General features: G+C 30.3%; 18 protein-coding genes and 1 pseudogene. 14 read left to right on the forward strand and 5 right to left on the reverse strand.

The features are described 5' to 3' along the window. Positions 1 to 246 precede the first annotated feature (246 nt). From ACWJKE_RS15710 to ACWJKE_RS15735, 6 genes and pseudogenes are all read left to right on the forward strand, one after another. The gene (locus ACWJKE_RS15710) at positions 247 to 747 is read left to right on the forward strand and encodes a DUF3990 domain-containing protein (RefSeq protein WP_220286162.1); all 501 of its coding nucleotides are present in this window, start codon (positions 247 to 249) and stop codon (positions 745 to 747) included. Further along, positions 747 to 989, forward strand: coding sequence for a hypothetical protein (locus tag ACWJKE_RS15715; protein ID WP_216302623.1), 243 nt, complete (start codon positions 747 to 749; stop codon positions 987 to 989). Before ACWJKE_RS15710 ends, ACWJKE_RS15715 begins: the two co-directional genes overlap by 1 nt. A 1-nt stretch (position 990) precedes the next feature. Continuing rightward, positions 991 to 1,215, forward strand: coding sequence for a DUF3791 domain-containing protein (locus tag ACWJKE_RS15720; RefSeq protein WP_216302624.1), 225 nt, complete (start codon positions 991 to 993; stop codon positions 1,213 to 1,215). 376 nt (positions 1,216 to 1,591) lie between these two features. Beyond that, a pseudogene (locus ACWJKE_RS15725) lies at positions 1,592 to 1,977 on the forward strand (helix-turn-helix domain-containing protein). 91 nt (positions 1,978 to 2,068) lie between these two features. Beyond that, positions 2,069 to 2,311, forward strand: a complete 243-nt coding sequence (locus ACWJKE_RS15730) for a type II toxin-antitoxin system Phd/YefM family antitoxin (protein WP_220286161.1) — start codon at positions 2,069 to 2,071, stop codon at positions 2,309 to 2,311. Beyond that, complete coding sequence (locus ACWJKE_RS15735) at positions 2,308 to 2,691, forward strand: type II toxin-antitoxin system death-on-curing family toxin (protein ID WP_220286160.1); 384 nt, start codon at positions 2,308 to 2,310, stop codon at positions 2,689 to 2,691. The genes ACWJKE_RS15730 and ACWJKE_RS15735 overlap by 4 nt, the downstream gene beginning before the upstream one ends. Before the next feature lie 132 nt (positions 2,692 to 2,823). On the opposite strand, the gene ACWJKE_RS15740 is transcribed toward ACWJKE_RS15735, so the two are convergent. Further along, a complete protein-coding gene (locus tag ACWJKE_RS15740) occupies positions 2,824 to 3,159 on the reverse strand; it encodes a YnfA family protein (protein WP_220286159.1) in 336 nt (111 codons plus the stop codon). Between the two features lie 169 nt (positions 3,160 to 3,328). Between ACWJKE_RS15740 and ACWJKE_RS15745 the strand changes: the two genes are divergently transcribed. The 6 genes from ACWJKE_RS15745 to ACWJKE_RS15770 all read left to right on the forward strand — a co-directional run bounded on the left by ACWJKE_RS15745 (position 3,329) and on the right by ACWJKE_RS15770 (position 8,075). Beyond that, positions 3,329 to 4,132 (forward strand): lipid II flippase Amj family protein, encoded by an 804-nt coding sequence (locus tag ACWJKE_RS15745; protein WP_462958981.1) that lies wholly within the window; start codon positions 3,329 to 3,331, stop codon positions 4,130 to 4,132. A gap of 212 nt (positions 4,133 to 4,344) precedes the next feature. After that, a complete protein-coding gene (locus ACWJKE_RS15750; protein WP_462958982.1) occupies positions 4,345 to 5,124 on the forward strand; it encodes a hypothetical protein in 780 nt (259 codons plus the stop codon). A 107-nt stretch (positions 5,125 to 5,231) separates the two neighbouring features. Then, positions 5,232 to 6,017: a thymidylate synthase gene (locus tag ACWJKE_RS15755; RefSeq protein WP_375294772.1), complete on the forward strand. Its 786-nt coding sequence runs from the start codon at positions 5,232 to 5,234 to the stop codon at positions 6,015 to 6,017. Then, positions 6,017 to 6,517, forward strand: coding sequence for a dihydrofolate reductase (locus tag ACWJKE_RS15760; RefSeq protein ID WP_216302628.1), 501 nt, complete (start codon positions 6,017 to 6,019; stop codon positions 6,515 to 6,517). The genes ACWJKE_RS15755 and ACWJKE_RS15760 overlap by 1 nt, the downstream gene beginning before the upstream one ends. A 136-nt stretch (positions 6,518 to 6,653) precedes the next feature. Beyond that, positions 6,654 to 7,562: an MBL fold metallo-hydrolase gene (locus tag ACWJKE_RS15765; RefSeq protein WP_462958983.1), complete on the forward strand. Its 909-nt coding sequence runs from the start codon at positions 6,654 to 6,656 to the stop codon at positions 7,560 to 7,562. Positions 7,563 to 7,643: 81 nt separating this feature from the next. Continuing rightward, entirely contained in the window at positions 7,644 to 8,075 is a 432-nt protein-coding gene (locus ACWJKE_RS15770) for a hypothetical protein (RefSeq protein WP_220286153.1), read from the forward strand. Between the two features lie 97 nt (positions 8,076 to 8,172). Here ACWJKE_RS15770 and ACWJKE_RS15775 read toward each other — a convergent pair whose 3' ends face one another. Both ACWJKE_RS15775 and ACWJKE_RS15780 read right to left on the reverse strand, forming a co-directional pair. Beyond that, positions 8,173 to 8,445: a hypothetical protein gene (locus ACWJKE_RS15775; protein ID WP_216302631.1), complete on the reverse strand. Its 273-nt coding sequence runs from the start codon at positions 8,443 to 8,445 to the stop codon at positions 8,173 to 8,175. Positions 8,446 to 8,478: 33 nt separating this feature from the next. Further along, positions 8,479 to 8,646: a hypothetical protein gene (locus tag ACWJKE_RS15780; RefSeq protein WP_220286152.1), complete on the reverse strand. Its 168-nt coding sequence runs from the start codon at positions 8,644 to 8,646 to the stop codon at positions 8,479 to 8,481. A gap of 315 nt (positions 8,647 to 8,961) precedes the next feature. Here ACWJKE_RS15780 and ACWJKE_RS15785 point away from each other — a divergent pair, with 315 nt between their 5' ends. Then, positions 8,962 to 9,330, forward strand: coding sequence for a DUF7010 family protein (locus ACWJKE_RS15785; RefSeq protein WP_220286151.1), 369 nt, complete (start codon positions 8,962 to 8,964; stop codon positions 9,328 to 9,330). A 373-nt stretch (positions 9,331 to 9,703) separates the two neighbouring features. On the opposite strand, the gene ACWJKE_RS15790 is transcribed toward ACWJKE_RS15785, so the two are convergent. Then, positions 9,704 to 10,153 (reverse strand): hypothetical protein, encoded by a 450-nt coding sequence (locus ACWJKE_RS15790; protein WP_462958984.1) that lies wholly within the window; start codon positions 10,151 to 10,153, stop codon positions 9,704 to 9,706. A 366-nt stretch (positions 10,154 to 10,519) separates the two neighbouring features. Beyond that, positions 10,520 to 11,899, reverse strand: a complete 1,380-nt coding sequence (locus ACWJKE_RS15795) for a radical SAM protein (RefSeq protein ID WP_216302635.1) — start codon at positions 11,897 to 11,899, stop codon at positions 10,520 to 10,522. Between the two features lie 365 nt (positions 11,900 to 12,264). Here ACWJKE_RS15795 and uvrB point away from each other — a divergent pair, with 365 nt between their 5' ends. Next, entirely contained in the window at positions 12,265 to 14,250 is a 1,986-nt protein-coding gene (gene uvrB, locus ACWJKE_RS15800; RefSeq protein WP_462958985.1) for an excinuclease ABC subunit UvrB, read from the forward strand. The last annotated feature ends 1 nt before the right edge of the window (position 14,251 follow it).

The raw sequence follows: 14,251 nt of genomic DNA on the forward strand, positions 1-14,251 counted from the left end.
TAAAATCAATATTATATTTTTTATTATCGCCGATGCGTATGGTATCAATAAAATCAATGATTAAGAGAATCATTAAATTTTTCGCTTTGTTACGGTATGTAACTCCCATTATTAGTAAAATATATTGTGGCTAATATGTAGAAAACATGTTATGATTTTATTATAAGTTGTATATATTATTAAAAATATACTTGCTGAGTTAAAAAAAGAAAATAGATTAATACAAAAGGTTATAGGAGGACGTGTATGATTGTATACCATGGTAGCAATGTGATTGTTGAGAGACCTATTTTATTAACACCAAAACGAACATTGGATTTTGGTACAGGTTTTTATACAACAACAAATAAAAATCAGGCAATAAGTTTTGCCCATAAAGTAATGCTTAGAAATGATAGTAAAACTAAAGCAGTTAGTATGTATGAGATTGATTTTGACAACATAAAAAATATAGTTGAAGTGCTAAAATTCGACGAGCTTGATGGAGACTGGCTGGATTTTGTTTTTTCTAATAGACAGGGTATGTATAGCGGAAAACAGTATGATGTGATAATTGGAGCAGTAGCTGATGATACTATATATAGGGTTTTCAGTTTGTATGAAGCAGGACTCTTGGATAGAGAAGAAACTCTCAAGAGATTGAAGATTAAAAAATTATATGATCAAGTTACCTTTTGTACAGAGAAGGCATTGACCTATTTGCATTATATTGGTCAGTTAAATACTGATATAGAGGAGGATATATGATGAGTGAATCGAAAGAATTTCAAGCTATTTTACAAGTGATCGTATCTCGCTTGGTACAAATAATTGCCAAAGAGATGAATATTTCTGATAAGGATGCATTAAATAATTTTTATTCATCAAAGCTTTATGAAAAGCTGGAGCAAGAGGAGACGAAAGTTTGGCATTTAAGTGTGCCTACCCTTTATAGTCTCTATGTTGAAGAAATAAAAACAGGTAAAATTATTTTTCCAGAGGAGGCATAAAATGGAACAAAAATTAGACTTTTTAGTATATTGTATAGAAAATTATAAAAATGAAAAAGGTTTAAAAGGCAAGGAAGCTTTAGAGTTTTTTAACAGATATCGTGTTTTTGATTATATTGATGCGAGCTATGAAGCTTTGCATACCACTGGAAGAGAATATATTATAGAAGACCTTAGTATTTACATTAATTCAAAGCAAAAGGTTGATTCAGGGATTGCACATTAATAATTTAAAAATTTCAGAGCCTTAGAGAATGCTATAACAAAAAGTATATATTGCTGAAATGCGCTCACGTCGCTAAGTGTTCGAACGCATTCTACGCAATATATACTTTTGTTAGCATTCTCTAAGAAAAAGAATTAAGTCTAAAAATCCACATTATGCTCTTTCCATTTTTAATTTTAGTGGGTACAGTTACTTTTGAGTAATTATTACCATGAAGAGAGTAAGAGAAAAACGGTATTAGCGAAGAGTAATTATATTAACAAACAGTCGCTTTTAGGTTGCTATAGTAATTGCAACCGTAAGTTGACAAGAAAGCAAATGGAAATTGCTAGTATGCTAGCTGATGTTAGGGTATTATTTAGGTGGGGTGATGAAGTTGAGTTTTTCAGAAAAATTACAAACGTTAAGAAAAGAAAAAGGTTTGTCACAAGAACAACTTGGAGAGGTATTAAATGTATCTCGTCAGTCAATATCGAAATGGGAATCTGACAAACGTATCCGGAAATAAACAAACTTATAATATTGAGTGATTTATTTGAAATAACGTTAGATGATCTAGTGAAGGATAAAAATACAGGGTGTACTGATAGTGTGGATGATGAAAGGGAAGAAGATGAAGAAGGTAGTGGGCTAATGATTGGTTGTATGATGGTAGGGGCAGCCATTGGACTTATTACAGGAAATGCTAATTGGTATGCAATAGGTGCTTTTGGGGGTATTGGAGTTACTTATATCTTTAAAGGATTTAAAAGAAAAATTTAAATAAAATAATAAATTTCAAAATTTAGGTTAAATTTATCCTAAACATGATATAATAAGTATATAAGAACTAAAAATAATGGGAGGGATAAATATGTTAGTGAACACTCAAAAGATAGTTTCGATATCAGAAGCTAATCAGAATTTTTCTAAAATAGCAAAATTAGTAGATGTGGACAAATCTGTAGTTATAATGAAAAATAATAAACCTAAATATATTCTTTTAGATTTTGAGGAGTTTAGTAAAGAGTCAATATCATCGGAAGAAAAATTAGATGAAATTGCCGATAGAATATTATTTGAAAATTTAGAAGCATTTAATGAGTTAGCTAAATGAAGTATATAACAATTGAATATGTATTGAAACTGCATGAAAAGTTGATATTGGCTACTGGTGGTTCAAATGGAATAAGAGATATGGAACTTTTAAAATCATCAATTGAAAACTCAAAAACAACATTTGGTGGAGAAGATTTATACAAAAGCATTGAGGAAAAATGTTCTAATATATGCTATAGCATAATAAATAATCATACGTTTATAGATGGAAACAAAAGAACAGGCATATATGTAATGTTAATTTTATTGGAATATAATGGAATTAAATTATTGTTTACACAAAAGGAATTAATGGATTTAGGATTAGGTATAGCAAAAGGAGAATTAGAACAGAAAAAAATATCTGAGTGGATAAAAAATCATAGAGACGTCTGCTAACAAAATGGTATTTTATGACGAAATTGCCTATGGGTACAGAATGTTTGAGCAAAAAAAGTATATATTACGTATAATGCATTGTAGTTCTTAGTGAAGTGAATGCATTAATAGTAATATATACTTTTTTCTTTTCTATCCTCTTGGAGCATACATAATGATAATAACCCCAATTAGTGCAATGCCTCCGCCAATTAAATCAAATCTGTCTGGGAGTACGTTATCAACTTTCCATCCCCACAAGATTGAAAGGACAATAAATATTCCCCCATAAGTTGCATATACTCTGCCAAAGTTAGCATTTTGAGGCTGTAGTGTAGGAATAATGCCATATAATATCAATAATATCGAGCCTACAACTCCATACCAAAGACTTTTACCCTCGCGTAAAAATAACCAAACAAGATATCCTCCGCCTATTTCAAATATACCTGCTAGCACAAAATAGAAAACTGACTTTATAATTTCCAAATGTATATCTCCTTACCTATTTATGATTTTAAGACACATTTAGATATTATATCATGAATATATATATGTTTAATGATAATGATATTGGAAATGTTTATTGAAATTCGATATAATGAAACAAAGACGTAATAGTATATTAAGAAAAATTAAGGAAGACGGAGGGGAGTATATGTCTAAACAAGTAATAATTGTTTTAATTCTTACGGTTGTCATTTCCATAATTTCAACACTGGCCTATTCTGTAAGAATTGTTGGTGTAAGAACGGGAAGAATAGCGGTATCTTTTGCGGTATTTAATATTTTTTCGTTAATTTCTAGAACTGCAAATACAGTACAGGCACCATTACTAGCTAAAAGGATTGAAGAGACTATAAAAGCCGGGGACCCTCAAAGTTTATTATCTACATTTAGATGGATTCTATTTTCTACAACAATAGCAACAATTATTGGCGCAGCACTCATGCCAACATTTATAAAAATTTTTGGAAAACTTGTAGAATCATTTAGTTATAATCGTTCTATAGCTAAATTGTTATTACACTCGTTTTCAAAATCAGGAATAGAGCAGTTTAAAAGTAGTGTTACAAAACCTAGAAAAGAAAATTTGGGACAATTTAAAAGTTTTAAAATGATACCTAAGAAAATAGTTTTAATTAACACCATAGCCTTTTCAATAGCAACTGTTGGTGTTTTAGCATCATTGTATGCAGGATGTTTAAATCCAGAACTAAGAAGTACATGCAGTACATTATCAGGTGTGATAACGGGCATGGCAGCAATACTTATGGTTATATTCGTAGATCCATATATATCGATTCTGACAGACGATGTACTAAAAGGAGAATGTAGTCAATTGCAATTTGATAGATGTATAATTTTTATTGTTGGAGGATTGATAGTGGGTACTATTTTAGCCCAGCTTTTATTAGTTCCAGCAGCACATATAATATCTTTTATAGCCAAAGCAATTTAAAATAAAATTTAAAAACACGAATCAACAATTTTTATTTATAAAAAAATGACAAGTGTGTTGTTTTGATGAGGGAAGAGTATGTATGATATAAAGGCATACTTTATGTTATAATTAAAACTCAATTGTAACTTAATATATCATAATATTAAAAAAAAAATTTTTGTTTAGATTCTAAAATATAAAATATAATTTGTATGAAAGGTGAAATTCTAATGAAGAAAAAGCATCTATTAATAATAGCTTTAATAATTAGTTTGATATTTGGGGCTTATAATTTTCTTAGTTTAAAGCAGCAAGAAAAAACTGCGACTGAATTATTTATATCCAGTTTATCTCAAACCCAAACTTGTTTTGCACAGGACTACAGTAAACTAAACGAGAATGAAAAAAAATATTACTATATAAAGGCTGCATCTAACCTACATACAGCTTTGAATTTATTAAATTCGACTTCGTATGCTAATGTTGAGAATAGTAATGAATTATTTAACGCGATAAATGAACTTAATTCCTGTATATCAGAAAATAATACAACTAATAGTAGGTGGAAAGCTGTTACTGAAAAGAGGGAACTTATATATAATTATTTACATTATATAGTTATAAATCCTAATGACAAAAGTAATTGCAAAGCACTTTCTAGACTTGCAAATAATTTACGTTTAGACATTGAAGATGTTTTAATTAATTATGAAGGTAAGAGTCCAAATTGGGCTGTAGGGTATAAAATCGATGGTAATGAAAACTCACATGACACATATTATACATTTAAGTACACTGGGATAGATGGTAAGTTGGTAAAAGATGTTAAATACTCTATAGATACGTATAATGAAGGAGAAAGTGGCGAATTTAAAAATCATAATAGTAAGGTGCATGCTGGCAAATTGAAACTGACGGCAGGACTTCCAAAAGCTACTGATAGGGATATGTTAGTTAAGATAGAATGGAATGGGAAAAAAGAGTCGTTAATATTAAAAAAGTCTAAATAAGGGTTGAGCTATATAATAAAAAAGAAATATAGAAAGGAAGTGAATATTTAGTGGGTTTGGATACTTAATGGATACTTTCTCACTAATGATAAATTATGTCAAATGAAATGGATAGACAATATATTAAAATGGCAGAGAAAATTATTAAAAAAGGATATTATGACCAAAATCGTACTGGGGTTGCAACTTTAAAACTTCCTCACCAAATTATGCAATTTGATTTAGAAGAAGAATTTCCAATATTAACGACTAAATTTGTTGCATTTAAAACTGCGGTAAAAGAATTGCTTTGGATTTTCAAAGACCAATCTAATGATGTTAAAAAACTTCAAGAACAAAATGTACATATATGGGATGAATGGGCTTTGGAAGATGGCACAATAGGGAAGGCGTATGGTTTTCAAATAGCTAAGTATCACCAAATTGATACACTTATTGAGGCTTTAAAAAAGAATCCTCAAGACCGAAGAATGATGATGAACTTATGGAATATAGAAGATCTTCCTGAAATGGCGCTTCAACCTTGCTGTTTTTTAACTATGTGGGATGTAACTGATGGAAGGCTGAATTGTATGTTAATACAAAGGTCTGGAGATACGGCCCTCGGAATTCCATTTAACACAAGTCAATATGCATCATTAGTTCATATGATAGCACATGTTACAGGACTCAAAGCAGGATTATTTACTCATGTTATAAATAATGCACATGTATATGAAAATCATATTGAAGGTTTAAAATTACAGATTTCAAGAAAAGAAGAAGCTTTAGAAGCACCTAAGATTTGGATTAATCCAGAAATTAAAAGCTTTTATGACTTTACACCTGAAGATGTTAAACTAATAGATTATAAACACCTTGGGAAAATAAATATGGGGAGTGTGGCTGTATAATGCTTACGTGTATTGTTGCTATTGGAGAAAATTTTGCTATAGGGAAAAATAATAAATTACTTTGGCATTTTTCAAAAGATTTAAAAAGATTCAAACAGATTACAAGTGGAAATACTATTATAATGGGAAGAAAGACATTTGAGTCTCTTCCGGGTATTCTTCCTCAAAGACACCATATAGTTATTACTCAAAATAAGAATTTTGTAGTAAATGATGAACGAGTTACTGTTTTAAATTCTAAGGAAGAATTATTAGAGTCTTTAGAAGACAGTAAAGAATATTTTGTTATAGGGGGAGGAGAGATTTATAAGTTATTATTGCCCCATTGTAATAAAATACATTTAACAAAAGTGCATAAGGAATATGATGCTGAGGTATTCTTCCCAGAGCTGAATTATTTGGAGTGGAATATTAGAGAAGAAGAAACTGGTTATATTGATGATGATAAAACAACACCATACAGTTTTTTAACACTGGAACGTATTACTTTAGTAAAATAATAGTTTATAAAATAACAAAATGACTTAGAGAAATCTAAGGTATTTTGTTATAATGTTTTCAATTACATTATATATTAGATACATAGCCATTAATAGGTAATCACATAAATGAGTATAAAAGGAAGAAAGTGAATATATGGAGATAAAAGAAATAAAGGGAAATACATTTTGTATTGATACTGGAATGACATACATACCTTTTTATAAAATTAATCATGAAGAAATTATTATGTTGGATTCAGGATGGGCACAAGGAGAAAGAAAAGGAATAGATGAACTTCTTTTAAAAAACAACTTTAAGGTAGTCGCCATAATTTGCAGTCATGCTCATATAGACCATGTAGGAAATAATGCATATTTGAAGGAAAAATATAACTGTATTATTGCTATGCCATCCTATGAAGCTCTTATTTGCAGTTCAACGGTTAATCTAAAGCTCTATTACAGTAGCCAAACATTATCCGATGTTCTAGAGCATTTTGGAGATATGGTTTGTGAAACAGATATTATGATTTTGGACAACCAAGATAGCGTAACTGTGTGTGGTGTTAAATTTAAAATTATTCATACACCAGGGCACAGTCCTGCACATATATGCATTACTACTCCTGATGATGTTGCATATTTGGGAGATTCACTCATAAGCTATGAAGTCATGAGGGGGGCTAAAATGCCTTACGCTTATATACTGAGTGTGGATTTGTTAAGTAAATTAAAACTTTATGATCTAAAATATAGCAAATATGTCGTGGCACACAAAGGTATATTTGATGATATTACAGGACTTATTGCTGACAATATAAGTTTTTATAAGGATAGAGCATTAAGAATATATAATGTCATAGATGGTACTATGACAATGGAGGATATTCTAAAGGCTGTTATTATAAGCTTTAATATTAATGTAAAAAGCAAGTATAGATATACAACAATAGTAAGAATGCTTAGGTCATATGTTGAATATTTGAATGAAACAGGAATGATAGTTTTAAATATGGATGAGGGGTTTCTTAAATATTCAAAAGCGGTGGTTTTAGATAAATAAATTTTAAAAATTTTTTATTAAATAAATCCCTGTAACATAACTACAATTCATTATGGGAACATTAATAAATGGGTGATGTTTATGATTAAAAAAACACTGTCAGTTATGTTCTTATTTATTATACTGTTGAATTCAACAGTGATTCATGCTGAAGGATTAAAATATGCTGAAATTTTTGATCCAAAGCAAGGAAAGGTGGTGAAAGTAGTTCAGTTAAATCCAGAAATTCATAATATGGTTGCAAACTTTATAAAGAATGTTGATAATATCTATGCTAAAAGTGACCCTCTTACAGATGATGGTTATGCAATTAAAATCCCGCTTGATCCACCTGTAAAGGTACAGAGAGAATGTTTAAACGCACTTATAAATGAAGTTTATATAATTATACCCGAAAGTGAAGCACCATTTCTTATGGTTTTTGAAAATGAAAACAAACTACTTTGTTTCCCATTTAAAGGAGACATAAATTCGCTGTCAAAAGTTCTGGATTTCAACTTAAAAGGAAAATAAGTATAAAAACCTCTATAAAGTATTATATACATACTTTACAGGGGTTTTTATCAATTTTAAAATAAATAAATAAAAAATATCTTCTAAGGAACTATTCCTATAAAAACCAAATAATTATAAAATTAATAATTGAAACAAATAAAATAAAAATTGACACTACAATATTTTTATCTTTATTTATAAGTTTATGTTTATTAAATTCTAAAATTGCGATAATAACAATAAATGTGTTACCAATTGATCTTAGGATTTTTATATATATAATTCCAAATCCAATATTATCTAAATGAGCTGCTATAAAAGTAAATAATCCAACTGAAAATAAGGATGCAAAAAATATAATATAATATATGTTTTTTTTATTAATCAAAATAAAATCTCCTTTTTATAAAGTAGTTCAAATTTATTTGGAAGCTTTTTCATATACAGTTTCTAACAAAAGTGCAATTAAAGTTACACCTATTACTCTTGTTATAAATGAAGCAATGTGACCATATTTTAAATCAACTATTATACCCCAAATTATTGGAACTACAGCTATTCCTAATACATGTCTTTGCCATATTTTCATATTTACTCCCCCTATAAAGGCCATTAATAGTAATTAACTTCTGTATACTATTGAGACATTTACTATAGTATACAGAATATCAATATTAACTTCAAATATTTAACAAAATACATATAAATAGTCTTTATGATGTTATTGAGGGTTTCGGGTAAAACACTACATTCCTTTTTACTATATCCAATTTACGGTAATAATAGTATAATTAAGTGAATGTTTTGTTTTGTAGAGTTGATTTATACGTGTTGTTAAGCAGTTAGTTAAATTTAACTATATTTAACTGGATTTAATTAAACTTAACTAGATTCACTTTCATATATGATTTCAAGGATAATAAAAGCAGAGTTCTCAACAAGTGATAATCCTTTAAATAAATTAGGGGTTTTATTTTCATGTAATCAATTTCTATATATACTAATTGCTATGTGGGTATACCCAACAGTTCCAGATAAAATGGTAATGGTTTTGGCAATTATCTTCGGCGCACATTTGCTGCCTTTTGGATGGTTATATCAATCAAAGGCATATTTAGTGATGTCTGTACTTATATCTCTGACTACACTTATTATCGGAATTATGTTTAGTGCGGTGGTGGTTTCAATAGTTATGATATTATTTGAAATTATATTTTCTATATGGTTAATGATTGAAAATAAATCTTTAAATATAAAATCAGGAGCATGCTAGGAATACCCTTGGCAAGCCCCTTTTCTATTATATAGGAAACAGTTTGTGGTAAATAATGTGGATAACTTTTTTTTCTGCCCTTAGATTTCATCCAACCTGTGGATATAGATATGCATAATAGTATGGACTTTCTCCGGAATTGATTCCAAATAAGAGAAGCAGAAACATTGAAATTTCATTTAGAAATTCTTCTTTTCCAATGTAAAATTCTCGTGAGCCTGACAGGAAGTCAGGCTAGCGAACCTGAGGCAGGATGCCGAATGTGAGCGCCAGGGACTTTTATATTCGAAAAGATTAGAATTCCTTAATGGAATTTCACGTTTCAACCTCTTATTTGGAGTCACGCAGGAGAAAGTTCATATTGAGTGAATTTTTAAAGTAAACTATGTAACACCCTAGTGTGGTATAGATGTAATTGCTTCAGTATAATTTTATCGGCTTGAGCCTGAGTTATAGTCCCATTACTTACAAGGGATGTTAGAGGATTTATATGAGTTATCTTGTTACTATCCATATATAGTTTACTTCCTTGAGTAGTAATAGCTTTAGTTTTTTCTGAACCTTCAGATCTATTTAGTACAGCTTTAATTTTATTCGCATCAGTTTGAGTTATAGTATTAGCAGTTACAAGGTTTTCAACATTTGCGCCTAAACCCTGTTTTATTTTAGTGTCTATTTTTTTACATTCATTTGTGAAAGGCGCTTTTTTACCAATATTTAATGGGTTAGAAGTTGCTGCGAAAGTTGTACTCGCAGATGATAAAAGTATTCCAACTGTTAGTGAGCCAGATAGAATTTTGGTTTTTATAGATATAATTTTCATTTTAATATCTCCCTCATTAATTTATTTTTATCGATTCTATCTTTTAATCATAGCAATTGCGAGTGTCAACGAGGTGTCAATATAATGTCTATTTTGTTTGTTTTGTGTATTTTCTATAAATTTTGTATTAACTCATCTCCTGCGGAGCTGAAATGTCGTTAAATTCCTTCATAAGCTAATCCCAACTTACCAGGAGTGCTAACAAATATTTTTATGCGCAAAAAAAGTATATAATACTTATAATGCATTAATAAGTATTATATACTTTTTTCTTTTTTATTATAGAGGAATAGCTTGCGAAAAATAATGTGGATAACTTTCACGTTTCAAGCTCTTATTTCAAACCACGCAGGAGAAAGTTCATAATTAACCTTTTGATAATTCATCATTTCCTTTTTCATTAAAAGTTTCCTTCCACTCTTTATCGGCGTAAGGTGTGAAAGCATTTGCAACCTTGTCAATATTTTCATGGAATTCTTTGTCATTAAGCATAACATCTCCAGCAGCATCAGTTGGTTTAGCGCCAACCTTTTGACATACATCTCTTATTACATTGGTATTATCTATCATCATACATGGCCTTAACATATTTTTGTTATAGGGCTGTCTATGTCTTAATTCTTTAAAGAAAGGATCCCTAAAAGCGTCGATTAATGGTCTTCCCTTTAAATTAACTGTTGAGAAGTGTGCAAATATACATGGTTCTGCGTCCTCTTTCGAATTGATATGAAAGAAGTATTTACCGGCTATACATCCCCCTACTAGTGGAGCATCATTAAAGAAATCAATTGTAAAATATGGTTTTGTTGTTCTTATTTCATTAGTTCTTCTTCCAAGTCTTATTCTCTGCTCTGGTGTAAGCATCATATCAAACTGTGGATGTGAACTTACCGGCATAAACAAGAAATACCAACTTAATTTAGAACCTTTTTCAATTAGCATATCAGTAAACTTATCAGATAATACATCATCTATGTTAGTTCTTGTAACACATGTTGAAACTCCGAATAAAACTCCTCTTTCTTTAAGCATATCCATAGCATGTATAACTTTTGCGAATGTACCCTTTCCTCTTCTTGATTCTGTATCTTCTTCAAAGCCTTCAATCGAGAGCATTGGGAATACATTTGAACATTTTTGTATCCTATTGGCAATTTCGTCAGTTATAAGAATGCCACTAGTAAACGGGGAGAACATCATGTCATCAAATTTTTCATATATATCGAGCAGATAGTCATTATAGAAAGGTTCACCCCCAAGTATTATTATCCAGTATATTCCCAAATCTCTTGCTTCTTTAATTAATCTCTCTACTTCTACAGGTGGAATATCAGTATCTTTACTATAATTAGATGCATAGCATCCAACGCAGTGCAAAGGACATCTCATAGATGGACTGATTAGCAAAACAAATGGTATTTTTGTATCTTCGTCAGTTAAGAATTTGTTGCGTTTTGCACCAGCATACCAATTTGCATTTGCAAAGAAATTAGTAACCAATTTCTTAAGACACTTTGTGTCTGTATTAGTTAATATATTTTGTATATATTCATGTGTTGGTGGGTTACTCTTGTAATAACTATAGACAAAATCTATTTGTTTTAGTTGAGACTCATCTTTTATTAGTTTTTTTATAGTATCAAAAATTTTGTCAACATTTCTTTCTGGGTTCTTTTCTAGATAATTAATTAAAGTCTCCATGATTTTAGATTTTACACCTTTTTCTACAGAATTCATAATACTCACAACAATTCCTCCATTTAAAATATTTTTTTTATGCAGTATATTATTATTTAATGAGAATCAACTAATATTAATCGTTAATTTTGTCTAGATGCAAATAGGTGATTATATATATATATATATATAGTATCTATATTTATAATTTAGAATAAAATGCAACTAATGAAAATTTTTAACGGTAAATTAGCAAGAAATATTGTTGAAAGAACTATGAAGGGTGTTAATTATAATCTTTAGATTTTTTTAATTTATAGTAGGTGAATAGTTTTTGTGAATTAGTATAGGATATATTGACATATTAAAAATTTATAGTTAAAATAGAAGTAACGAACAAATGTTCAGAAGAAGGAATACAAGGCGGTGATTTTATGCATGAGTTTAAGTTACATTCAAAGTTTAAACCTACTGGAGATCAACCACGGGCAATTGATAGTCTTGTGCGCGGAATTGAAGAAGGTAAAAAGTTTCAAACTCTTAAAGGAGTAACGGGGTCAGGTAAGACTTTTACCATGGCTAATATTGTTGAGAGAGTTCAAAAGCCTACATTGGTGCTTGCTCATAATAAGATCTTAGCAGCACAGCTTTGCTCAGAGTTTAGAGAATTTTTTCCTGATAATTGTGTTGAGTATTTTGTTTCATATTATGATTATTATCAGCCAGAGGCTTATATTGCACAGACGGATACATTTATAGAAAAAGATTCATCTGTTAACGATGATATTGATAAATTAAGACATTCAGCTACATCGGCATTACTAGAGCGTAACGATGTTATTGTGGTGGCTTCGGTTTCATGTATATATGGACTTGGTAACCCCGAGGAGTATAAAAAACTTACAGTGTCATTAAGGGTTGGCATGGAAAAGGATAGAAATGAAGTAATAAGACAGTTAGTAGATATACAGTATGAAAGAAATGATATTAATTTTATTCGCGGAACCTTTAGAGTGAGAGGTGACACTATAGATATATTCCCTGCTTCATCGTCAAGTGAAGGAATTAGGGTAGAGTTTTTTGGAGATGAGATAGAAAGGATTAGATCATTTGATTCTCTTACAGGAGAAATTATTGGAACCCTAAAACATGTATCTATTTTCCCGGCTTCCCATTTTGCTACATCCAAGGATAAATTGGAACTTGGCATAGCTCAAATAGAGCAGGAGCTTGAGGAGAGGTTAAAGGAGCTTACTTCAGAGGATAAAGCTTTAGAGGCACAAAGACTTAAGCAAAGAACAAACTATGATATTGAAATGATGAGAGAGGTTGGTTACTGTACTGGTATAGAGAACTATTCTAGAATTTTAGATGGCAGGGCTGCTGGAACAGCACCTCAAACATTGATGCATTATTTCCCTAAGGATTTCTTAATGTTTATAGATGAGAGCCATGTAACTCTTCCGCAGGTTAGAGCTATGTTTGGTGGGGATAAATCAAGAAAGACTAATTTAATTGATTATGGATTTAGACTTAAGTCAGCCTATGATAATAGACCGCTAACTTTTCAGGAGTTTGAGGGTACTATGAATGAAACGATTTTTGTAAGTGCAACTCCAAACGTTTATGAAGCAGAACATAGTGAGAATGTGGCAGAACAAGTAATAAGACCTACAGGATTATTGGATCCTGAAATAGTTATAAGGCCTGTTAAGGGGCAAATAGATGATTTATATGCGATCATTCAGGAAACAATAAAAAGAGGCTTTAGAGTTTTAGTTACGACCCTTACAAAAAAAATGTCAGAAGATTTGACTAAATACTTTAAAGAAATGGATATGAAAATTACATATTTACATTCGGATATTGATACCATAGAAAGAATGAAAATTATCCAAGATCTTAGGCTAGGTACTTTTGATGTGCTAGTAGGTATAAATCTTTTGAGAGAAGGATTAGATATTCCAGAAGTAGCTCTTGTTGCAATACTCGATGCAGATAAAGAAGGGTTTTTACGTTCTGAAACCTCATTAATTCAAACAATAGGAAGAGCTGCAAGAAATTCAGAGAGCAAGGTAATAATGTATGCAGACAAAATTACAAAATCTATGAAAAAGGCTATGGATGAAACTACAAGGCGTAGAGGAATTCAGATGGAATATAATGAAGAACATGATATAGAGCCAACCACTATTGTAAAAGATATTAGGGAAGTAATCGGATCTATAACAGTTGCGGAAGATAAAGAGGTATATGAAACCCTTGAAGCTGCGATGGATGCGAATTACGATGAAACTAAAAAGTTAATGGATAAGTATGAAAATGAGATGAAGCAAGCAGCTAAGGATTTACATTTTGAAAGAGCGGCGCAGCTTCGCGATATAATTTATAAACTCAAGAAGCAGATTAAAAATATATAAT

It is taken from the genome of Clostridium sp. CM036 (assembly GCF_055081135.1).

Bases quoted from the DNA above. Each gene is read 5' to 3' on its own strand.
- ACWJKE_RS15710 (WP_220286162.1), top strand. From the start codon at position 247: ATGATTGTATACCATGGTAGCAATGTGATTGTTGAGAGACCTATTTTA.
- ACWJKE_RS15715 (WP_216302623.1), top strand. From the start codon at position 747: ATGAGTGAATCGAAAGAATTTCAAGCTATTTTACAAGTGATCGTATCT.
- ACWJKE_RS15720 (WP_216302624.1), top strand. From the start codon at position 991: ATGGAACAAAAATTAGACTTTTTAGTATATTGTATAGAAAATTATAAA.
- ACWJKE_RS15730 (WP_220286161.1), top strand. From the start codon at position 2,069: ATGTTAGTGAACACTCAAAAGATAGTTTCGATATCAGAAGCTAATCAG.
- ACWJKE_RS15735 (WP_220286160.1), top strand. From the start codon at position 2,308: ATGAAGTATATAACAATTGAATATGTATTGAAACTGCATGAAAAGTTG.
- ACWJKE_RS15745 (WP_462958981.1), top strand. From the start codon at position 3,329: ATGTCTAAACAAGTAATAATTGTTTTAATTCTTACGGTTGTCATTTCC.
- ACWJKE_RS15750 (WP_462958982.1), top strand. From the start codon at position 4,345: ATGAAGAAAAAGCATCTATTAATAATAGCTTTAATAATTAGTTTGATA.
- ACWJKE_RS15755 (WP_375294772.1), top strand. From the start codon at position 5,232: ATGGATAGACAATATATTAAAATGGCAGAGAAAATTATTAAAAAAGGA.
- ACWJKE_RS15760 (WP_216302628.1), top strand. From the start codon at position 6,017: ATGCTTACGTGTATTGTTGCTATTGGAGAAAATTTTGCTATAGGGAAA.
- ACWJKE_RS15765 (WP_462958983.1), top strand. From the start codon at position 6,654: ATGGAGATAAAAGAAATAAAGGGAAATACATTTTGTATTGATACTGGA.
- ACWJKE_RS15770 (WP_220286153.1), top strand. From the start codon at position 7,644: ATGATTAAAAAAACACTGTCAGTTATGTTCTTATTTATTATACTGTTG.
- ACWJKE_RS15780 (WP_220286152.1), bottom strand. From the start codon at position 8,646: ATGAAAATATGGCAAAGACATGTATTAGGAATAGCTGTAGTTCCAATA.
- ACWJKE_RS15785 (WP_220286151.1), top strand. From the start codon at position 8,962: ATGATTTCAAGGATAATAAAAGCAGAGTTCTCAACAAGTGATAATCCT.
- ACWJKE_RS15790 (WP_462958984.1), bottom strand. From the start codon at position 10,153: ATGAAAATTATATCTATAAAAACCAAAATTCTATCTGGCTCACTAACA.
- uvrB (WP_462958985.1), top strand. From the start codon at position 12,265: ATGCATGAGTTTAAGTTACATTCAAAGTTTAAACCTACTGGAGATCAA.